Raw genomic sequence first — 20,837 nt, 5'->3', positions numbered from 1 at the left:
CACACCTGTTTCCGGGTGTGGATGGGTGGGGTGTGGGCTGTCGGCTTGTCTGCCGCCGGCCCTTTTTCTTTTGTGGGCGGGGTCGGAGGAGTGGGCGCGGAGTGGTAGCGCTGTCCTCTGCGGCCTCCGCGGCGACAGACAGGTGGGTCGGCGGAACGTTCACAGGTCCGCAGGTAGCGGTCCGAGGCGGCCGTGCTCGGGTGCCGAGGGGTAGGCGGTCGGGTGCCGAGGACTGTTCGGTGTGGGAACACCGGCATCCTCGAACAACCCTCGGCATCGGCAGTCGCGAACCTCCGCCGCTTACCGCACGGCGCTGCCGTGGGGAGCGGATCGCAGCGGATCGGAGTCGAGCGGGCGGGCCGGTGTGAGACGCAGTTGCGCTGCGCGGTCGGTTGGATCGCGGGGACGCGGATGGGGATGACGGGGATGACCGTGATGGGGACCGGCTTGACCGTCCCCGTACTGTAGATCCGGTCGTCGTCCGGTGGAAGGAAGCCGTGGGCCTGGTGGGCTCCGCGGCGCGGGTACGACGGGTGCGCGGGTGATCGCGCGGGTAGATGTCTGGGGTGTGCGGTACCTGCGGTGGTGCGGGCGGCAGACCAGTGGTGGCGGGTAAACGAAGGGGAACAACCGTTCATGGCAAGGGACGAAGCAGCTGATGGGGGCGACCGGAGACGGTCCGCCGGGGCCAGCGGGTCCGGGCGACCGGACGGAGGTCAGCGCCGCGGCGGCTGGTCCGGCCGGGACGGTGGGAGTTCCGGGCGGCCTGCGCGCGGCGGCGCCGCGGGCGCATCAGGCCGCGGTGGCGACGCCGTGCGTGGGGCCGGTGCTCGTGGAGCGGGCAGCTGGTCGGGTGCCCCCCGCGCTGGCGGGCGAGCGGATGCGGCGGGCGGGGCTGGTCGGGCACGTCCCGCGCAGGTTCGCCGGTTCGAGTCGACAGCCCGTGGTGGCCCGGCTCGCTCAGGCTCGGGCGGCGCCCCCTCGGGCGCTGGTAACCCGGATCGTCCTGCCTGGACGGACCGCGGTGCCCGAGGTGACCGCGGGGACCGCAGCGGCGGAGGTCGTCCAGAGGCCACCGGTGCGGGTCGTCCGAGCGCAGGCGGAGCTGGGCGCCCACAGACCGATCGGGGCAGATGGCAGGGTCCGCCCAACGGCGGCCAGGCCCGACCCGACCGGCCCGCACGCTTTGACCGGGCCGAGCGGGCCGACCGGCCCGACCGGCCCGAGCGGGCCCGGGGCCCGGTGGATCGCCGTGACCGTGGGGCGGGCGACACGCGCGTCCCGCATGATCGTGCCGCTGGCGTGAGCCCGGGCAGGCCGGCGGCGGCCGGTGGTCGCACCAAGCTGGCCGCGGAGGCGGCGTGGCGCGCGCGTCGCACGGACCGGGTTCAGCCGGCGGCGTCGGCTGGGAGATCGTTCTCGGGGGACGGCGACCGACGCGGTACGCGTGGTGGTCAGGATGGTCGCTTCTCGACGTCCGCACGGGACGAGCGCGGCGCGCGACCGGCCGCGGATCGGCGTCCACCAGGTGCGGATCGTGACCGCTCCGAGTCGACCAACCGGTGGCAGCGGCCATCGGGGCCGTCCGCGGGTGGGAGCCACCGGGCCGAGCAGGCGGAGGTCCGCACATCACGTCCGCCGCGTCGCGACGATGGCGCTCGCTCGGACCGCGGCGAAGGTTCGGCTCGGCCCCCGTGGTCGGTGCGCCCGGAGCGGACCTCGTCTCGGCCCGACCGGTCCACGGACCGGCCGGAGCGCTCAACGGCGCGTCCCGACCGTGGCTATGACCGGCCAGACCGCACGGCGCCTCGCTCGGATCGCCCGGCACGCCCGGAGTGGTCGCCGCGCCCGGAGCGGTCCTCCGGGCCCGCGCGGGAGGCAGCTCCGCGTCGCGACGGATGGTCCGAACGGGCGGGCTCGGGACGTCCCCACGGCGATGCTCGGACGTCTCGCCCCGAGCCCTCGGCCCGGCCTGACAGTTCGTCGCGTCCGGATCGGCCCTTCCGGTCCGACAGGCCGGCTCGTCCGGACAGCGCCGCTCGACCTGATCGGTCGGCGCGTTCGGATCGCCCGTCCCGGCCGGTTCGGCCGGATCGTGGGGATCGCCCGTCCCGGCCGGATCGTGGGGATCGGCCGGGTCGGCCGGAGCGGCCCGAGGGGGGTAGCCGGCGGCCGCGGGTGGTCACGCCGCCGCTGCCGGAGGAGGCCCGTGCGGACCTGCTCGACCAGGACGTCCGACGGTCGTTGCGTGGTCTGCCGTCCAGTCTGGCGGACACGATCGCCCGGCATCTCGTCGCGACGGCTCTGCTGCTCGACGACGATCCGGCCACGGCGCTCAACCATGCCCGGGCAGCGGCCGACCGGGTGCCGCGACTCGCGGCAGTCCGGGAAGCCGTCGGTATCGCGGCCTACCACGCGGGGGAGTACGCCACCGCCCTGCTCGAACTGCGGGCGGCCAGGCGGATCGATGGCTCGGCCCACAACCTGCCGCTCATGGCGGACAGCGAACGAGGTCTTGGCCGGGCTGACCGGGCGATCGCCTATCTTCGCGATCCCCAGGCCGAAAGCCTCGACCCGGCGGCCCGCGCGGAGCTGCTGATCGTGGTTTCCGGCGCCCGTCGTGACCTCGGTCAGCCGGACGCCGCCGTGCTGCTGCTGCGGGATCTGGCCAACGTCAGGGGCACGCCGCCGCCGTGGGCCCCCCGCCTCTGGTACGCCTACGCCGAGGCGCTGCTCGCGGCCGGACGGGACGAGGAGGCGGCCCGCTGGTTCACGTCCACCGCGGCCATCGACGAGGGCGAGACCGACGCGGCCGCCCGGGCGTACTTCATCACCACCGGTGAGCTTTTGCCGCAGGACGAGGACCTCGACGGGGAGCTCGACGCCGAAGACGCGCAGGCGAGCCTGCTCGAGGATCTCGCCGCGTCGGACGACGAAGGCTTCGAGGACGACGACGACGAGGACGGTGAGGACGGCGGGTCGGTAGCGGTCGACGCACCGCAGGCGCCGGCCGCCGGCACGCGGGAGACGCCGCAGGCGGGGACCTCAGGAGACGAGCGGGCGTAGCAGCAGGCCGGTGCGGGGCTTGGGGGTGAACAGGGTCGACTTGCGCGGCATCCGTTCACCCGCCTGCGCCACGGCGGTGACGTCCTCGACCGGGGTCGGGTTGAGCAGCAGGGCGGTGCCGCCGGACGCGGACGCGGCCGCGATCGCCGCGGGCACGTCATGGTGGTAGTCGACGACATCCACCGTGTCGGGCAGACCCCACACGTCCACGATCAGGGCGAGGTGGGCGATGGTCACGTCGAGGCGTCGGAAGGCCTCGGAACGGTCGGCGGGCAGGCTGCGCGCGAGCAGCGCCGGGTCGGGTGCGGTGAGCAGGTGGGACGTGGCGCCGTCGGTGAGCACGAAGGCGGGCCCGTGCCGTCCGGCCGCGGCCAGTTCCGCGAGCAGCCAGTCCCCGTCGGCGGTGGCACCGCTGGCGGCGGGCGGTGCGGTGAGTGGACGGACGGTGAAGGCCGCGCTGGCGCGGCGGACGGCTTCGGCCAGGGGCAGCGCACCGATCGAACGGTGGATCGCGTGTACCCGCGGGCCGGAGACGGTGGCATCCACGAGGAACGCGAGCCCGAAGTCCCAGGGGCCGGGACCGTCGCCGGCGGCGTGCCGCTGCGCCTGGTACTGCCGGTAGGTGGCGTAGCGGTGGTGACCGTCGGCGATGACGGCTCGCCGGGGTAGCAGGTCCGCGGCGACGGCGTCGAGGGTCGCCGGGTCGTCCACCAGCCACAGCCGGTGGGTGACACCGTCGTCGGTGGTGGTCTCGACGGTCGGGGTGGTCGTGACGACCGTGGCCACCAGCCGACTGGTCTGGCCGCCACCCGCGTACAGCAGGAAGATCGGCTCGAGGTTGGCCTCGGTGGCCTGGGTCAGGGCCAGCCGGTCCGCGACCGGGCCGGCCATCGTGTTCTCGTGCGGCAGGATGATCCCGGCCGCCGGATCGGCGAGGGCGACCGCGCCGATCAGACCACGCTGGACATGCCCGTCCTGCTCCTCCTCGCAGATGTACACCGCTGGCCGTTCGTCGCGGCGCAGCACCCCCGAGGCGAGCCAGTCGCGCAGCGTGGCGGCGGCGGCCGGGTAGTCGTCGCCGGGCAGGATCAGCCGTACCACGTTGTGCTCGTCGCTGGCCCAGAGCCGGGCCCGTTCGGCCTCGTCGATGATGTCGTAGGGCGGTGAGGTGCGGGCGGCCAGGGCCGCCCCGTCCACGTCGAACCTGGCCGCCCGGATCGGCGCCAGGACAAGACCCGCCGGCTCCGGGACGGAGGCCGGCCCCGGCGCGGCTGCCGGTGGCACGGCTGCCGGTGGCGCGGGGTCGGATGCGGGTGGCACACCTGGGTTGGGTCCGTGGGCGTCGGCGTTCACCATGAGCCGCATGCTAGAACCGCCGGCGGTCACCGCGGGGCAGACCGCGGTCACGCCACGAAAGTGATCATTATCCGATCCGGGGGTCTGGGGGACGACGTGCGGCGACACTGGGGATCGGGCCCTGGACCACGGGCCGGTGGGGGCGTCCGGGAGTGCCCGTGCGTGCGGCGGTGTTGGTCCGCAGGGACGGGTCTGCCAGCGGATCGCCGGACGGTGAACGCCTACGTCGTGGAGGTGGAAATGGCTGACGACACCAGCCGCCCGACACACGGACCGGACGATCCCCTCGCGGGCGTCGAGCGTGGCCACGCACCCCCCGAGGGGGCCCGTTCGGGCCCCGCCGGCGAGGTCTACGACTGGTACACCCGGGGGATGGCGCTGCTCGGCCACGGCGATGCGAACGCCGCCGTGCAGCTGCTCGCGCACGCGGTCGCGGCGGAGCCGGCGTCCCCGAGTGTGCGGGAGGCGCTTGGCCGGGCCCAGTTCAGCGCCGGGCAGTACGTGGCGGCCCGCGAGACCTTCGCCTGGATCGTCGATCGCCATCCCACCGACGACTACGCCCAGTTCGGCCTGGGCCTGTCGGCCCGCAAGCTTGGCGATCTGCGGGCCGCGGTGGAGCATCTGGCCCTGGCCGTGGCGATGCGTCCGGACATCAGCCACTACGGCGTCGCGCTGCGCGGAGCCCGCGCCGCCCTCGCCCGCGCCTGAGCACCCTCCCACCGGACGACCCCACCGGACGACCCCGCCCGACGATCTTCCCAGCGGACGACCTTCCCGCCGGACCGAACAGAGGAGAGACATTCGTGGCTGTCGGAGCGGACACCGTCATCGCGTCGGACGGCACGTCGGACGGCACGAGGTCGGACGGCATATCGGACGACACGAACACGTCGGACGGCGCGAAGGGGAAGGCCGCGCGGGTGGGGCGCGCCCCGTTGCAGGGCAGCGACCAGGCCCTGGTCGAGCTGTTCGACGTGGCGCTGATGGATCTGGACGGTGTGGTCAACCGTGGTGGCGCCGCCGTGCCCCACGCCGCCGACGTGATCGCCCGGGCCGCCGAGCGGGGACTGCGCACGGTGTACGTCACCAACAACGCGCTGCGCCCACCGGAGGCGGTCGCCGACCGGCTGACCGGGTTCGGCGTGCCGGCACAGGCCTCCGACGTGGTCACCTCCGCCCAGGCCGCCGCGCATGTCCTGGCGGGGCGACTCGCCGCGGGCAGCCGGGTGCTGGTGCTCGGTGGACGTGGGCTGCGCGAGGCGGTCACCGCCGAGGGGCTCACCCCGGTGGAGCGGGCCGACGACGAGCCGGTCGCGGTCGTCCAGGGCTTCGACCCCGAGCTCACCTACGCCCGTATCGCCGAGGCCGCCTACGCCATCCGCGCCGGTGCCTGGTGGGTGGCCAGCAACGCCGACCGGACCGTCCCCACCGAGCGGGGCATCGCGCCGGGCAACGGCTCGATCGCCGCGCTGCTTTCGGCGGCGACCGACCAAATGCCCCTGGTCACCGGCAAACCGGAGGCGGCCATGCACGCCGAGTCGATGCGCCGCAGCGGGGCCCGCACCCCGATCATCGTCGGCGACCGCCTCGACACCGACATCGAGGCCGGTACCCGTTCGGGCACACCGACCCTGCTGGTGTTCACCGGCGTGACCACCCCCGCCGAGCTGTTCGCCGCCCCGCCCGAGCACCGTCCCACCTACATCGCCGACGACCTGCGCGGCCTGCTGCGCCCCGCCGCCGTCGCCGTCCCGACCCGTCCCGCACCGGATGTCCCAGCGTCGGTCTCGGACGGCGCGGCGGACGGGGGGTTCGCCGCCACCTGCGGGCGGTGGACGGCCACTGTCGTGGACGGCACGCTGACCTGGTCGTCCGGGCTGGCTGGGAGTGCGTCCGAGGGGGACGACGGGCTGGACGGGCTGCGGGCCGCGTGCGCCGCGGGGTGGGCGGCGGCCGACGCGGGGGTGCCCGTCCAGCGGGTCGCCGACGAGCGGCCGCCGGGCTGCGAGGGGCTGCGCGCGCCGGGCGGGCGGGGCTGACGGTCACGACGCCGCGGGCATGAGATACGTCGCATGCCATCTGTCGGAGCGGACCGTCGCATCCGCGACCGAAAGTGCGGGAGGCTGACAGAGTGAACACCGACAGTCTGCCCGCCGAGATCCAGGCTGCCCTTGCCCGGCTGGACACCCTCGACGTCGTGGCGACGTCGGCACACGTGGAGGTCTTCGAGGAGATGAACCGTCTGTTGGCCGAGGCCCTCGCCGACCTGGACGGCTCCGGCGGGACGGCGTCCGGCGCGGCCCGTCCGGCGCCCTGAACCGGGTCACGGACATGCCCTCGCGTCGCGTGCGGCTGGACCGGGAGCTCGTCCGGCGTGGGATGGTCCGCAGCCGGGAGCAGGCGGTCGCCGCGATCAGCTCCGGCCGGGTGCTCGTCGGCGGCATCCCGGCGACCAAGGCGGCGACCGTCGTCGATGGCTCCACCTCGATCGCGCTGGCCGTGGGGGACGACCCGGGCTGGGCGTCCCGCGGTGCGCACAAGCTGCTCGGTGCCTTCGCGGCGTTCGGCGTCCCCCCGCTCGCCGACCCCGATCGGCCGGGCGTGGATCCGAGCTCGTCCCAGCCGGTGGAGGTGGACGGCGCCGCCGTGGCAGGTGACGCCGCTAGGGGTGGCGTGGCTGGCGGGGTGGGGGAGTGGCCGGTGCTGGTGGTGGCGGGGCGGCGGTGCATGGATGTGGGGGCGTCCACCGGTGGGTTCACCGATGTGCTGCTGCGCCACGGGGCCGCGTCCGTCGTGGCGGTCGATGTCGGCTACGGGCAGTTGCTGTGGCGGCTCCAGGCCGACCCGCGGGTGCGGGTGCTGGACCGGACCAACGCCCGGGCGCTGACCGCGGCGGCCGTCGGCGAGCCGGTCGAGCTGGTGGTGGGCGACCTGTCGTTCATCTCGCTGACGCTCGTCCTGCCCGCGCTGCGCGCCTGCGCCACCCCGGACGCCGATCTGGTCCTGCTGGTCAAACCACAGTTCGAGGTCGGACGGGACCGGCTGGGCGCCGGCGGCGTGGTGCGCGACCCGGGCCTGCACGCCACCGCCGTGCGTGACGTCGCCACCGCCGCGGGGCAGCTGGGGCTGGGTGTGCGGGGGGTCACGGCCAGTCCGCTGCCGGGGCCCGCGGGCAACGTCGAGTACCTGCTGTGGCTGACCGCCGGCGCCCCACCCCTCGATCTGGACGACCTCACCGCCGCGATCGCCACCGGTCCCGCCGGCTCGGCCGGTCCAGCCGGTCAGGTCGGCCAGGTCGGCTCGAGCGGCTCGAGCGGCCAGGCCGTGCCCGCAGGCCACGCGCGTCCCGGAGCGGCCGAATGACGCGGGAGGTGCTGCTGGTCACCCATCCGCGCCGGTCGGTGGTGCGGGACAGCGCGCAGCAGGTCATCGAGGGGCTCACCGCGGCGGGGATCAGCCCGCGGGTGCTGCGCGGTGAGGCCGAGCAGCTTGACCTCACCGGCGCCGCGGTCGTCCCGCATGACCCGGACGCGGCCGTCGGGGTGGAACTGGTCGTCGTCCTCGGCGGGGACGGGAGTCTGCTGCGCGGCGCCGAGTTCGCCCGCACCGCCGACGTGCCGCTGCTGGGCGTCAACCTCGGGCATGTCGGGTTCCTCGCCGAGGCCGAACCGGAGGCGCTCGCGTCCACCATCGACCATGTCGTGCGCAAGGACTACACGGTCGAGGACCGGATGACCGTCGACGTCACCGTCCGCCGGCAGGGGACGTTGCTCTACACCGGCTGGGCGCTCAACGAGATGTCGCTGGAGAAGGCCGAGCGGGCGCGGATGCTCGAATGCGTCCTGGAGATCGACGGGCGTCCCCTGTCGCGCTGGGGCTGCGACGGGGTGATCTGCGCGACGCCGACCGGGTCGACGGCGTACGCGTTCTCCGTGGGCGGGCCGGTGATGTGGCCCGGGGTCGAGGCGCTGCTGGTCGCGCCGATCAGCGCGCACGCGCTGTTCGCCCGGCCACTGGTGCTCGCGCCCAGTGCCACCGTCGCCGTGGAGGTGCTCGAACCGGTGCCCGGCATCCTGTACTGCGACGGCCGGCGGCTGCTCGAGGTACCGCCGCAGTCGCGGGTCGAGGTGGTCCGCGGCGGACGGCCGGTGCGCCTCGCGGTGGTGCATCCGCGGCCGTTCACCGACCGGCTCGTCGCCAAGTTCGACCTGCCGGTGGCCGGCTGGCGGGGTCGCGCCGAACGCTGACGTCCCGCCGCGTCGAACCCGCCACGTCCGGTGATGCCATGGGCCGCAGGGGGCGGACGGGGGCGCACGACGGCCAAGGATGTGCGGCGTTGCGGGTGTCGGGCAGTGAGGATGTCGGGGAATGCGGTGGTGCGGCTAGAGTTCGGGTCGTGCTCGAGGAGATTCGCATTCGCGGCCTCGGAGTCATCGACGACGCCGCCCTCGGTCTCGCCGCCGGCCTCACCGTGGTAAGTGGCGAGACCGGCGCGGGCAAAACCATGATCGTCCAGGGGTTGGGGCTGCTCACCGGCGGCCGGGCCGACTACGGGCTGATCCGGCCGGGAGTCGAACGGGCCTTCGTCGAGGGGCGCCTGGTCATCCCGGTCGACTCCGGCGTGGCCGCCCGGGTCCGCGAAGCCGGCGGCGACCTGGACGACGACCCCGGCGGCGTCGTGCTCGTCGTCGGGCGGACGTTGACGGCCGAAGGCCGCTCCCGGGCCCAGGTGGCGGGCCGGTCGGTGCCGGCGAGCCTGCTCGGTGAGATCGCCGAGGACCTCATCGCCGTGCACGGGCAGTCCGAGGCACAGCGGTTGCTGCGTCCATCGACCCAGCGGGAGGCGCTCGACCGGTTCGCCGGTGAGACGGTCGCGAAACCCCGCTCCCGCTACGCCACGGTGTACGCCGAGCTCGCCCGGGTCAGCCGCGCCCTCACCGAGATCACCGAACGCTCCCGCGAGCGTGAGCAGGAAGCCGAACTGCTGCGGATCGGCCTCGCCGAGGTGGAGCGGGTGGAGCCCGAACCCGGTGAGGACAGCACCCTCGGCGCCGAACTCAACCGCCTCGAACACGCCGAGACCCTGGTCCGCACCGCCCGCACCGCGCACGCGGCGCTGCTCAGCGACCCGGCGTCCGGCTCCGACGAGCCGGGCGGCGCCGATCTGGTCTCGGTGGCCCGCCGGGTCATCGACGGCGACGCCGACCTCGACCCCGAACTCGCCGCTCTCGGCGCGCGCCTCACCGAGATCGGGATGCTGCTCACCGACGTCGCCGCCGACCTCGCCTCCTACGCCGAGGGCATCGACGCCGACCCGGTCCGTCTCGGCGACGCCCAGGCCCGCAAGGCCGCCCTGACCAGCCTCACCCGCGCCCACGGCACCGACATCGACGGTGTCCTCGCCTGGGCCGACCAGGCCGGGCGTCGCCTGCTGGAACTGGACGGCAGCGCCGAGTCCGCCGAGTCCCTCACCGCCCGCCGTGACGAGCTGACCGCCGAGCTCGCCGGCCTCGCCGGCGAGATCACCGCTGCCCGTCTCGCCGCGGCCACCCGTTTCGGTGCGGCTGTCGCCGCCGAACTCGCCGGCCTCGCCATGCCCCGCGCCCGGGTCCAGGCCGTGGTCTCCCAACGCGACGACCCCGCCGGGCTGCCCATCGCCGAGCGCACCGTCGCCTACGGGCCCTCCGGTGTCGACGACGTGGAACTACGCCTCGTCCCCCATCCCGGGGCGCCGGCCCGCCCGGTGCACAAGGGCGCGTCCGGCGGTGAACTCTCCCGGGTGATGCTCGCGATCGAGGTGGTGCTCGCCGCCGCCGACACCGGCTCCACCATGGTCTTCGACGAGGTCGACGCCGGTGTCGGCGGCCGGGCCGCCGTCGAGATCGGCCGGCGCCTCGCCCGCCTCGCCCGCACCCATCAGGTCATCTGCATCACCCACCTGCCGCAGGTCGCCGCGTTCGCCGACCGCCACCTGGTCGTCCACAAGGCCGACGACGGTTCGGTCACCCGCAGCGGCGTGATCACCCTGGACGATGCCGGCCGGGTCCGCGAACTGTCCCGGATGCTCGCCGGCCAGGAGAACAGCTCGCTGGCCCGCGGCCACGCCGAGGAGCTCCTCGCCGCCGCCGCCGCCGACAAGGCCCGACCCTGACCGCCCGGCGCTGACCGTCCGGCATGGAGCTGCGCCAGCTGCGTTACGTCGTCGCCGTGGCGGAGGAAGGGCATTTCGGCCGGGCCGCCGAGCGGCTGTGCACCGGGCAGCCCGCGGTCAGCCAGCAGGTGCGCCGCCTCGAACGTGAACTCGGCATCGACCTGTTCGACCGCACCCCCCGCGGGGTGCGGCTGACCGCCGCCGGTGAGCTCTTCCTGCCCGAGGCCCGCGCGGTCCTCGCCGCCCAGGACCGGGCGCGGGCGGTGGCGGCCCGGCTCGCCGGCGAGTACACCGGAACACTGCGGCTGGGTACCAGCCGTGGTCTCGGCGAGCGGCTGGCCGCCGTCCTCGAACGGCTGCGGTGGCGTGCCCCGCACCTGGAGGTCGACCTGGTCGCGGCGCCGACCCGGGTGCGCCTCGACCAGGTGGCCGCCGGCACGCTGGACGCCACCTTCCTGCGCGGCACGGATGTGGACGGCGCCTGCCGGGCCATCGAGGTGTGGGAGGACCCGCTGGTCGTCGCCCTACCGGCCCGCCACGAGCTCGGCGCAGGTGCCGGCCTCGGTACCGGTGCCGACGCCGAGGCCGACCCGGGTGTCGCGCTCGCCGACCTGGCCGCTCTGCCGCTGCGCCTGGTGCCCCGCGCACGCAATCCCGTCCTGGTGGACCTGGTCCTGCACGCCTGCCGCGACGCCGGTTTCCAGCCGGTGCCGAGCCCGCTGACCGGCAGCACCCTCGAGGACACCCTGGCCGCGATCGGCGCGGGCACCCCCACCTGGACGGTTCTGTACGCGGCGCACGCTCAGGGACTGCACGCCCCGCGGGTGGCCTTCCGGACGCCGCGTGGCACCCGACTGTCGGTGCCCACCTCCCTGTGCGTGCGCGCCACCGCCCCGACGCCGTACCTGCCGCTGCTGTTGGACGCCTGCGCCGCCGCGGGGCATCACGATTCGTGATGACGGCCAGCTCCGAATGCGTCTTTGTGGACGGCCGCGACCGGGATGAACTGGTGACACCGGCCGCACCTGACCGGTCACCGGTGCTCGGCGCGACCGCGCCCGCCGCCCTGACGCCCCGCCGCTCCGATGGCGAAGCGTCCCAGGACAGGAGAACCCCATGCCGATCGTCACCGTGCAGCAGGGACCGCGCGACATCGAACTCAAGCGCCAGCTCGTCCGGCGCATCACCGATGCCTTCGTCGACACCCTCGCGCTCCCCGCCGAGACCGTCCAGGTGTGGATCCAGGAGGTGCCCACCGACAGCTGGGCGATCGCCGGCACGCTCACCGCCGACGCGTAACCACCCGCCGGGGCCATGACCAGGCCCGGACCTCGACCGCCACCAGCCAGGCCAGGCCAGCGGTGGCGGTCGAGGAACCGATCAGCCGAGCGGCCCGCTGGCCGGTCACGCCGCGCCGCCGCCGGTCAGGAGCAGCGTTGCAGGAACGGGTGCAGCGCCCGCGTGACCAGGTCGGGGGCGGTAGCCGTGACGAAATGGTTCTGCCCGGCCAGAACCACCTGTTCCACCTGCGACAGGGTGCCGACGAGCGCGTCCATCGTCTCCGGAAGGGGCGTCCAGGACTCGGAGCCACCGATCACCAGAGTCGGTGATCCGATGGCTGACCACCGGGTCACATCCTCGCTGTCAGTGGTCATCGCCTCCAGATCATGCAGCGCCGCGCGGGCGATCCGGAGCCGCACCGCCGCACCGGCGGGATCCCGATCGTCCACCGGGACCCGCGTCCCGGTACTGGTTACGTCCGGGTCGCCGTCCGGCGGGTCGTCATCGTCGGAGCCGGCCAGCAGGGTCGCCGGGGCGCGTGCGACCTGCTGGGCGAACAGCCGGGACGCGCCGGTGAGGTCATCGGCGGCGAGCAGGGCCCGGTACTGGCTGAGGACCGGCACCAGCCCCGGCCCCGCGGCGAACAGCGGTGGCTCGAACAGTGCGAGCGCGCCGAGTGCGTGCGGATCGGTAAGCGCGGTGTGCAGCGCGAGCGTCGCCCCGTAGGAGCCGCCGACCAGATGCGGTCGGCGGCCCGTGCCCGCCCGGTCGTGCGCGGCGGCGAGGACCGCCAGCACGTCGTGCACCTCGGCGGCGAACGTGTTCGCCTGGTTCGGCGTGTCACTGGGAGCATGACCGCGCCTGGCCATGAGCCAGCATTCAAAACTGTCGCTGAGGCCCTCGGCGACAGCCTGGAACGAGTCCAGCCCGCCGTATGAGCCATGTACCAGCACCACCGGCTGCCCGGCCCCGACGCGGCGCACCCCGATCCGCGTGCCGTCCGCCGAGACCACCTGCCCGTCCGTGGCCACGTCTCGTCGATCCGTCACCAACCGATCTTCTCACGCCGCCCGGGGCCGATGGGTTCGAGCCGGCCGGGCGGCGGCCGACGAAGATGGTCGCGCCGCGCTAGTCGGCGTTGACGGTGCCCCGCTCGTGCTTCCCGTTGGCCCACACGCACACGCCGTGCGGGGGAAAGTCGACCCAGCCGTCGGTGGTGTTCCGGCCCTGCACCCACTTGGTGTTGACGCCGTTGAGATCAGCCTTGTCGGCGTGGACGACACCCCATTTCTTCGCGCCGGTGCTGACATTGACACCGTCCTCGGGGAAGGTGATGTAGCCGTCGGTCGTCGCCCGGCCCTGCACCCATTTCGCGTTCACGCCGGTGACATCGGCCTTGTCGGCGTGCAGAATGCCCCAGCCGGCTTCGCCGGTTTTGACGTTCACGCCGTCCGCCGCGAAGCTGATGTATCCGTCGGCGCTGGTACGGCCCTGCACCCATTGCGCGTTCACGCTGGTGACGTCGGCCTTGTCGGCGTGCAGGCTGCCCCAGCCGCCGTCGTTGTTGTTGAGGTTCACGCCGGTGTCGACGAAGGTGATCGAACTCTTCTTCCCGTCCGCCGATCCGCGCACCACCGGGGTGTCGACGCCGCCGGTGGCCGCCACCGCGCCGCCCACGGTCACGTCGCCGGTCACGGTGACGGCGTCGAAGGTGGGTGTGCGCAGGTGGACGGTGGTGGTGAGGGAGTAGCTGCGGGTGCCGTCGGTGGCGACCAGGGTGTAGGTGGCGTCCCGCTGCGGGGCGTCGGCCGTGGGGGGCGCCCATCGCCCACCGCTGGCGGGCCGCGGGGTGCCGTCCGGTCCGACGATCGTGTAGGTGAGATCGGCTCGGCCCTCCCACCGCAGCACGACGTCGGATCCCTTTGCCACCAGGGACCGCTCGGGCCGGAAGTCACGCGGTAGATCGGGGATCGGCAGCCGCCGCGGCGCCTTCTTCAACAGTCCCAGCACACTGGTACGCCGGGACGGCTGGGCGGTTCCGTGCGCGGCTTCCTCCTGGATGGTCAGGGCCACCGCTCCCTCGGCGGTACTGACCGGAATGTCCGTCAGCACCAGCACAATGGACGCACCCGGAGCCACCGTGAGCGCGGTCGCGGTGGGGCTGGCCGAAGCCCGGAACGCCTGCGCGGTGCTCTGCCAGCCGAACGTCGCCCCGGCGGCGTTCTCGATCCGGGCCTGGACCGAGCCGGGACTGGTGGTGAGATCACCCGCGCCGGTGCCGACCGGCACGTGGACGTCGATGGTGCGCCACTTCACCGCCCGCGTCTGCGTGTTGGTGGCGAGCACGTGCACCGCGCCCACCGAGGGCGTCGACCCGCCCGCCGGCGATGTCACCAGCGGAACGGGGTCGGTGATGAGCGTGTAGGTCAACAGCGAGGACATGGTCGCGACCCCTTTTACCCGTGTGGACTCGACATACTTGACCGGGACCGTCGGTCACAGATCCGATGGTCCCGGGATTTCGGGACTTTCGGCTCAATGTTCTTCTGGGAGTTCTTTCCATGGCGATCCGACATGCCGGTGCGCCGACGTACTGGCCCACCGGTATGTCGGATCGCCGTTTTGGAGGTTCGTGGTTCGCCGGTGCGAAGGTGCGGGCGAGGTTGCCGCATCATGACGGCCGGTGGAACGTCAAAGAGCCATCTGGCGCATCGCCATGACGAGGCCGCGCGGATTCAAAAAATGTCAGCGGGAGGTGGACCCCAGGCGAACGCCGGGGCTTTCGTGGTTGACACGCTAATCGGTGCGTCGCAGATGCGGTGCCTGTTTCGGCAAGACCGAAAAACTTTGTGCGCCGACCGCCCCAGGCGCCGATTGATGTGTCGACGATCAACCGCTGCCGCCCAGAGCTTCCGTGCGCCCCCCACCGGCCCTGAACGTCCCACGAATCGTCGCGCCGGCACGCCAGGTGCCAAAGGCTACGGAAGGTGACCGAGCCGCGGATCGGGCCGTGGGTGAGACCCGCCCGGGTCGCCGCTGGGTGGTCGCGTCCTTTTTGTCCGCCGCGGCGGCCGGTGTGACCGGATCCTGCTCCGGTGTCCTGTCGCCGGCCGTGATGGTGGGCGGGGGTGGCCGGCGATGGCAGGGCGGCGGAGAGCTGTTACCGTGAAGTCCCGTGGAGACGCCGGGTCCGGACCGGCGGCGTGACCACGGGAGTTTCGTGTGGGCCAGTCGCATGTCACCAAGCACATCTTCGTCACCGGCGGGGTCGCCTCGAGCCTGGGCAAGGGGCTGACGGCTTCGAGCCTGGGCCGGTTGCTGAAGGCTCGTGGCCTGCGCGTCACGATGCAGAAGCTCGACCCCTACCTCAATGTTGACCCGGGCACGATGAACCCGTTCCAGCACGGAGAGGTGTTCGTCACCGACGACGGCGCCGAGACCGACCTGGATATCGGGCACTACGAACGTTTCCTCGACGTCAACCTGGACAGCAGCGCGAACGTCACCACCGGCCAGGTGTACTCGGCGGTGATCGCTCGCGAGCGGCGCGGGGAGTACCTCGGGCAGACGGTGCAGGTCGTCCCGCACATCACCGATGAGATCAAGGACCGGATTCGCCGGCTGGCCGGTGACCACGTCGACGTGGTCATCACCGAGGTCGGTGGGACGGTGGGCGACATCGAGTCGCTGCCGTACCTGGAGGCGATCCGGCAGGTCCGCCATGAGGTGGGCCGGGACAACGCGCTGACCGTGCATGTGAGCCTCGTGCCGTATCTCGCACCGTCCGGTGAGCTCAAGACCAAGCCGACGCAGCACTCGGTGGCGGCGTTGCGCAGCATCGGACTGCAGCCTGACGCGGTGGTGTGCCGGTCGGACCGGCCGCTGCCCGACGGCCTCAAGAAGAAGATCGCGCTGATGTGCGACGTCGACGACGAGGCCGTGGTCGGCGCACCGGACGCGAGTTCGATCTACGACATCCCGCGGGTGCTGCACCGGGAGGGGCTCGACGCCTACGTGGTGCGCCGCCTGGGACTGTCGTTCCGCGACGTCGACTGGACCGAGTGGGACACGCTGCTGCGCCGCGTCCACCAGCCGAAGAACACGGTGACGATCGGCATCGTCGGCAAGTACGTCGACCTGCCGGACGCCTACCTGTCGGTCACCGAGGCGCTGCGGGCCGGTGCGTTCGCCACCGACACCCGGGTGGAACTGCGCTGGATCACCTCGGACGAGTGTGACTCCGCGCAGCAGGCCGCGGCGCAGCTGCACGGCGTCGACGGGATCATCGTGCCCGGCGGATTCGGCATCCGCGGTATCGAGGGCAAGCTGAGCGCGCTGCGCCACGCCCGGGAGAACCGCATCCCGACCCTGGGTATCTGTCTGGGCCTGCAGTGCATGGTGATCGAGGCGGCCCGCAACCTCGCGGGTCTGGCGGGTGCGAACTCCACCGAGTTCGCGCCGGACACCGACAGCCCGGTCATCTCGACGATGGCCGACCAGCACGAGGTCGTCGCCGGCACCAGGGACATGGGCGGGACGATGCGCCTCGGGCTCTACACCTGCGCACTGGAGCCCGCCACCATCGCGCGACGCGAGTACGGCGTCGCCGAGGTGGACGAACGCCACCGGCACCGCTACGAGGTCAACAACGACTACCGCGACCAGCTGGCCGCGGCGGGCCTGGTCTTCTCCGGGACCTCGCCGGACGGTCGCCTGGTGGAGGTCGTCGAACTGCCGGCGGACGTGCATCCCTACTACGTCGGCACGCAGGCCCATCCGGAGTTCCGTTCCCGTCCGACCCGGGCCCATCCGCTGTTCCGTGGCCTGGTCGCGGCGGCCCTGCTGCACGCCGACCGGCGCCGGGGCGTCCTGCCGGTGGACCTGCCCGTCGGACTGCCCGCGGAGCCGGCCATCGAGTCGTTCACCGAGCCCGCGGCGCAGGTGACCGCGAGCTCCGCGTCGCCGTCGCCCTCCGCACCCGTGGCGGCACCGACGGCGGCGGGGACGGCCGCTGGCCGAGGGGCGGGACGGCGTGGGTCGGGCGCGGGACGCTCCGGCGCGACGGCCTCCAACGGTGTGGCGCCGTCCAACGGGGTCGCTCCGTCCAACGGGGTCGCTCCGTCCGGTGGTGTGGCCTCGTCCAACGGGGTGGCCTCGTCCAACGGCGTGGTGGTGGGCGACGGCGGCGCGCTGGTGTCGCCGTGACATCCGCCGAGCATCATTACGAGACCACCGAGAGTTCGGTCGCCTACACCGGGCGGATCATCGCCGTGCGGCGCGACCTCGTCCGGATGCCGGACGGGGATGTCTCCCAGCGTGACGTGATCGTGCATCCCGGTGCGGTGGGGGTCGTGGCGCTCGACGAGGACCAGCGTGTCGTGCTGGTCCACCAGTATCGGCATCCGGTCGGCGGCCCCCTGTGGGAACTGCCCGCCGGCATCCTGGACGTGGCCGGCGAGCCGGCGAGCGTGGCCGCCGCGCGGGAGCTGGCGGAGGAGACGGGGCTGTGGGCCGACCGTTATGACCTGCTGGTCGACGCCTGGTCCTCACCGGGGATGACCGACGAGGCCTACCGGGTGTTCCTGGCCCGTGGCCTGCACGAGATCCCGGCGGAGCAGCGGCACGTGCCCGAACACGAGGAGGTCGACATGGGCGTGGCCCGGATCGACCTCGACGAGGCGGTGCGTCGGGTCCTGCACGGCGAGATCACCAACGGGATGGCGGTCATCGGCCTGTTGGCGGCCGACCGCTGCCGGTCCGCCGGCTTCACCGGGCTGCGCCCGCTCGACGCGCCCTGGCCCGCCCGCCCGGCCCACAGCGGCTGACCGACCGGTCCGGCAGGTCGAGGTCCGGCAGGTCGAGTCCGGCATCGGCGGCCCGTGACGGCGGCGCTGTCCCTGAGCGTTCGGGGGCAGCGCGCTAGTCGTTGTGGACGAGGACGCCGGACGCCTCGTTCACGACCAGAGGTTGCACGGCGGCGAGGACCACGGCGTCGAGCGGAAAGGCCTGCGCGACGCCGGGAACGGTGAAGGTGCCCTGCCAGGTGACGGTCAGCGTCACCTGGTGGTCACCGGCATGGTCGTAGGTGTGGCTGACATAGGCGTCCGGGTGTTCCCGGGGAGAGATCGCCGTGTCGTACGGACGCCCTGGCGCGTCGGGGCCGATGTCACCGTCGCCGAACTCCCACCGGTAATGCGGGACGGCGCTGATGGTGGCGACCACCGGCTCCTCCACGTTGAACGTGTACGTGTTCGGGACGGGCGTGTGGAGAATCGTCGCGAGACCCGCGAAACTGCGGCCGGACGGGGAGATCACGATGGTCGGTTTCGGCAGGATCTTCTCGCGCAGGTAGTCGTTGAGCGCCGCCTGCACGGCCGCGAGCGGGACGGCGTTCGTGGCCGGAATCAGATAGTTGAAGTTGAGGCAGCCCGCTGACTGCTGCTCCCACTGCGCCCGTACCTCGGGGGACATCTGGGTGTTCTTGCCGAGCACCTCGAGCATCTCGCAGATGACAGTCGGATCGTCCTGGCAGAACTCGCCGCAGTGGGCCGCCCACCGCCCGGTGCCGGTGCCGGCGTCGGTGGCGTCCGATATTCGTTCGAGCTTGCCGTCGTGGTAGCGGTACTGGTAACCCTGCGCGGTGGCCCGGGTGTCGCAGGCTCCCCACAGCACGTCACCGCAGGGAACCACGGTGTCGTTGGGAGCGGCGGTGTCGTTGGGAGCGGCGACGGCCCGGCCGGCCCCCAGACCGCCCGACCACCCCGAGCCGCCCGACCCACCCGGCCAGCTCGACCCGCCTGGCCAGGTGGGCATCGCCACGCCGGCGCAGGTCATCACCACGGCCACCACCAGGATCAGCGCCGCCCGCCGCCCGGCGCGCAGGCCGCCGGTGCCGGTGCCGGCGGGGGTCGGCGGGGTCAAGAGGGGCCCGCCGCGTAGCGCAGGGTCTGGATGCGCCAGCCGCCCGCGGTGAGGGTGAGCTGCGCGGTCGCGGCGCGGGCGGGGACGCCGGCGGCGTCCTGGACGTGCCGCCCGGCCGCGTCGAGCAGGCCGACGGTCGCCGTGCGCAGCGTGAAGGAGGCGGTGGCGGCCAGGCCCGCGTACGGCTGGGCCGTGAGGTCACTGAGCTGGTAGGCGGGTGCGTCGGCGTGCAGGCCGCGCTGGGCCAGCGAGCGCGACACCCCGACGTCCAGGGCGCAGGTCTGACAGCCCTCCAGGGCCGTCGCTGTGATCACCGCGAGGCGTCCGGCTCGGGTGGCATCGTTGATCTCCTGGAAGTACGCCGCGACGGTACGCACGGCGGCGGGAGCGCTGACATCCGGCGGCGTGGCGGCGCTGGTGCCGCTCGCCGTCGGGCTCGCACCACCGGCCCCCGAATGGACGGGGAGCGCGGCACCCTGCGGCCCCCCCGACCCGCCGCACGAGGACATCAGCTCCGCTCCCAGCACGAACCCGACCAGCAGGACGAGCCCCCGCCGCCGCAGGTGCACCCGCGCCCGGCGCCGCGACGCCGGCGATACCGCGACCGCCTGAGCCGCAGACGAAGCCGGTGCGACGGCCCCGGAGGGGACCGACGGCGCCGACCGCCGTGGCGATGGCCCCCTCAGCGACCCGGGTGACGCAGGGTGCGGACCGCGGGGCGGCGTGGTGACGTCGATGATGGTGACCCCCAGCCGTGCGGCGCGACGTGATGGTCCGGTGGCCATCCGCACAGATCGCCAGAATAGCCGTCGAATCGCGGCATGTGGACGGGCAGCCGCAGACAACTGCCGGCAGGTCCTACTATCAGGTTGATGATGGCGGCCGACGGCGACGAACCCCTCCGGGAGCGTCCTGACGTGCCCGTCGCCAACGCCGTACACCTCGCCGGCACCGGGTCCCTCGCCGGCACCGGGTCCTTCGCTGAGGTCGGGCCGGCGGATGTGGTCGCCCGTTATCTCCACCACCTCGAAGGCGAGCGTGGCCTCGCCCGTAACTCGGTCCTCGCCTACCGTCGCGATCTGCGGCGGTATCTCGTCCATCTGGCCGCGCGGGGGTTGCCCTCGTTGGACGCGGTGGGCGAGGCGGAGGTTGCCGGTTTCGCCGCGGCGCTGCGCGCGGGGGACGACGAGCATCCGCCGCTGGCCGCCGCGTCCGTGGCGCGGATGCTCGTCGCGGTGCGGTCCCTGCACCGCTTCGCCGCCGAGGAGGGGGACGTGCGTGAGGACGTCTCGAAGCCGGTGCGGCCGCCGGCGCCGCCGCGGCGTCTGCCCAAGGCACTCACCGTCGACCAGGTGAGCGCGGTGCTGGCCGCCGCGGGCGGCCAGCAGGCCACGGCCCCTGCGACGTCCGGTGGCAGCGGTGGTGGCGGTGGCAGCGGTGATGCGCTGGAGGCCGCCCGTCGGCTCCGGGCCACCGCCCTGCTGGAGCTGCTCTACGGGACCGGCGCGCGTATCTCCGAGGCGGTCGGCCTCGACCTCGACGATCTGGACCTCGAAGCCGCGTCCGTGCGCCTGCACGGCAAAGGGGGGCGCGACCGGGTCGTCCCACTGGGGCGCTGCGCGGTGCTGGCGCTGGCGGACTATCTGCGGGCGGCGCGGCCGCGTCTGGCCGCGGCCCGCTCGGGGGCGGCGGTGTTCCTGTCGCGACGCGGCACCCGGCTGTCCCGCCAGAGCGCGTGGACACAGCTACGCACCGCGGCCGCGGCGGCGGGGGTGGACGGCGTGTCACCGCACGTGCTGCGGCACTCCTTCGCCACCCACCTGCTCGACGGGGGCGCGGACGTCCGGGTCGTGCAGGAGCTGCTGGGTCATGCCTCGGTGAGCACGACCCAGATCTACACCCTCGTGACGGTCGACCGGCTCCGTGAGGTGTATGCCACATCACACCCACGTGCGCTCGCCGCCGGCGGCCCGGCCACGCGTGGCCGCCCGGGCGACGAGGGTCCTGCCGTGGATCGTCCCGCCCGGGGATTCAGCGAGCCCACCGCGAGGTTCTGACCCGA

18 protein-coding genes are annotated in these 20,837 nt (G+C 73.5%); 13 read left to right on the top strand and 5 right to left on the bottom strand.

Features of this window, described 5'->3' with window-relative positions; translation table 11 throughout:
• Positions 1-658 precede the first annotated feature (658 nt).
• Entirely contained in the window at positions 659-1,306 is a 648-nt protein-coding gene (locus tag MXD61_RS25890; protein WP_248816024.1) for a hypothetical protein, read from the top strand.
• Positions 1,307-2,178: 872 nt separating this feature from the next.
• Positions 2,179-3,066, top strand: coding sequence for a hypothetical protein (locus tag MXD61_RS25885; protein WP_248816023.1), 888 nt, complete (start codon positions 2,179-2,181; stop codon positions 3,064-3,066).
• Here MXD61_RS25885 and MXD61_RS25880 read toward each other — a convergent pair.
• Positions 3,046-4,431: a DUF1015 family protein gene (locus MXD61_RS25880; RefSeq protein ID WP_374629578.1), complete on the bottom strand. Its 1,386-nt coding sequence runs from the start codon at positions 4,429-4,431 to the stop codon at positions 3,046-3,048. The genes MXD61_RS25885 and MXD61_RS25880 overlap by 21 nt on opposite strands.
• 231 nt (positions 4,432-4,662) lie before the next feature.
• On the opposite strand from MXD61_RS25880, the gene MXD61_RS25875 reads away from it, so the two are divergent.
• The 8 genes from MXD61_RS25875 (at position 4,663) to dmpI (ending at position 11,872) form a co-directional block, all read left to right on the top strand.
• Positions 4,663-5,130, top strand: coding sequence for a lipopolysaccharide assembly protein LapB (locus MXD61_RS25875; RefSeq protein WP_163548378.1), 468 nt, complete (start codon positions 4,663-4,665; stop codon positions 5,128-5,130).
• A gap of 212 nt (positions 5,131-5,342) precedes the next feature.
• Positions 5,343-6,461, top strand: coding sequence for an HAD-IIA family hydrolase (locus MXD61_RS25870; RefSeq protein WP_248816027.1), 1,119 nt, complete (start codon positions 5,343-5,345; stop codon positions 6,459-6,461).
• Between the two features lie 92 nt (positions 6,462-6,553).
• Positions 6,554-6,739 (top strand): hypothetical protein, encoded by a 186-nt coding sequence (locus tag MXD61_RS25865; RefSeq protein ID WP_163548379.1) that lies wholly within the window; start codon positions 6,554-6,556, stop codon positions 6,737-6,739.
• A gap of 14 nt (positions 6,740-6,753) precedes the next feature.
• Positions 6,754-7,785, top strand: a complete 1,032-nt coding sequence (locus MXD61_RS25860) for a TlyA family RNA methyltransferase (RefSeq protein WP_248816021.1) — start codon at positions 6,754-6,756, stop codon at positions 7,783-7,785.
• Positions 7,782-8,669, top strand: a complete 888-nt coding sequence (locus MXD61_RS25855) for an NAD kinase (protein WP_248816020.1) — start codon at positions 7,782-7,784, stop codon at positions 8,667-8,669. The genes MXD61_RS25860 and MXD61_RS25855 overlap by 4 nt, the downstream gene beginning before the upstream one ends.
• A 149-nt stretch (positions 8,670-8,818) precedes the next feature.
• Positions 8,819-10,573, top strand: coding sequence for a DNA repair protein RecN (gene recN / locus MXD61_RS25850; protein ID WP_248816019.1), 1,755 nt, complete (start codon positions 8,819-8,821; stop codon positions 10,571-10,573).
• A 23-nt stretch (positions 10,574-10,596) separates the two neighbouring features.
• A complete protein-coding gene (locus MXD61_RS25845) occupies positions 10,597-11,529 on the top strand; it encodes a LysR family transcriptional regulator (RefSeq protein ID WP_248816018.1) in 933 nt (310 codons plus the stop codon).
• 160 nt (positions 11,530-11,689) lie between these two features.
• Positions 11,690-11,872 carry a 4-oxalocrotonate tautomerase DmpI gene (gene dmpI, locus MXD61_RS25840; protein ID WP_163548383.1) on the top strand — a complete coding sequence of 61 codons (183 nt, stop codon included), beginning with the start codon at positions 11,690-11,692 and terminating at the stop codon, positions 11,870-11,872.
• Positions 11,873-11,997: 125 nt separating this feature from the next.
• Here the strand turns inward: dmpI and MXD61_RS25835 are convergent, their stop codons facing one another.
• Together MXD61_RS25835 and MXD61_RS25830 are read right to left on the bottom strand one after the other, a co-directional pair.
• A complete protein-coding gene (locus MXD61_RS25835; protein WP_248816017.1) occupies positions 11,998-12,903 on the bottom strand; it encodes an alpha/beta fold hydrolase in 906 nt (301 codons plus the stop codon).
• A 79-nt stretch (positions 12,904-12,982) separates the two neighbouring features.
• Positions 12,983-14,296, bottom strand: coding sequence for a hypothetical protein (locus MXD61_RS25830; RefSeq protein WP_248816016.1), 1,314 nt, complete (start codon positions 14,294-14,296; stop codon positions 12,983-12,985).
• 780 nt (positions 14,297-15,076) lie between these two features.
• Between MXD61_RS25830 and MXD61_RS25825 the strand changes: the two genes are divergently transcribed.
• A complete protein-coding gene (locus MXD61_RS25825) occupies positions 15,077-17,059 on the top strand; it encodes a CTP synthase (RefSeq protein WP_248816015.1) in 1,983 nt (660 codons plus the stop codon).
• Positions 17,056-17,679, top strand: coding sequence for an NUDIX hydrolase (locus MXD61_RS25820; protein WP_163548387.1), 624 nt, complete (start codon positions 17,056-17,058; stop codon positions 17,677-17,679). Before MXD61_RS25825 ends, MXD61_RS25820 begins: the two co-directional genes overlap by 4 nt.
• 94 nt (positions 17,680-17,773) lie before the next feature.
• Here the strand turns inward: MXD61_RS25820 and MXD61_RS25815 are convergent, their stop codons facing one another.
• Together MXD61_RS25815 and MXD61_RS25810 are read right to left on the bottom strand one after the other, a co-directional pair.
• Positions 17,774-18,775: a PKD domain-containing protein gene (locus tag MXD61_RS25815; protein WP_248816014.1), complete on the bottom strand. Its 1,002-nt coding sequence runs from the start codon at positions 18,773-18,775 to the stop codon at positions 17,774-17,776.
• Complete coding sequence (locus MXD61_RS25810; protein ID WP_248816013.1) at positions 18,772-19,344, bottom strand: hypothetical protein; 573 nt, start codon at positions 19,342-19,344, stop codon at positions 18,772-18,774. The genes MXD61_RS25815 and MXD61_RS25810 overlap by 4 nt, the downstream gene beginning before the upstream one ends.
• 348 nt (positions 19,345-19,692) lie before the next feature.
• Here MXD61_RS25810 and MXD61_RS25805 point away from each other — a divergent pair, with 348 nt between their 5' ends.
• Positions 19,693-20,832: a tyrosine recombinase gene (locus tag MXD61_RS25805; protein WP_248816012.1), complete on the top strand. Its 1,140-nt coding sequence runs from the start codon at positions 19,693-19,695 to the stop codon at positions 20,830-20,832.
• Positions 20,833-20,837: the final 5 nt, after the last annotated feature.

It is taken from the genome of Frankia sp. AgPm24 (genome assembly GCF_023243055.1).
GTDB lineage: Bacteria > Actinomycetota > Actinomycetes > Frankiales > Frankiaceae > Frankia > Frankia umida.
The sequence above is the reverse complement of the archived record's forward strand: the minus strand, read 5'-3'. Positions and strand labels throughout refer to the sequence as shown.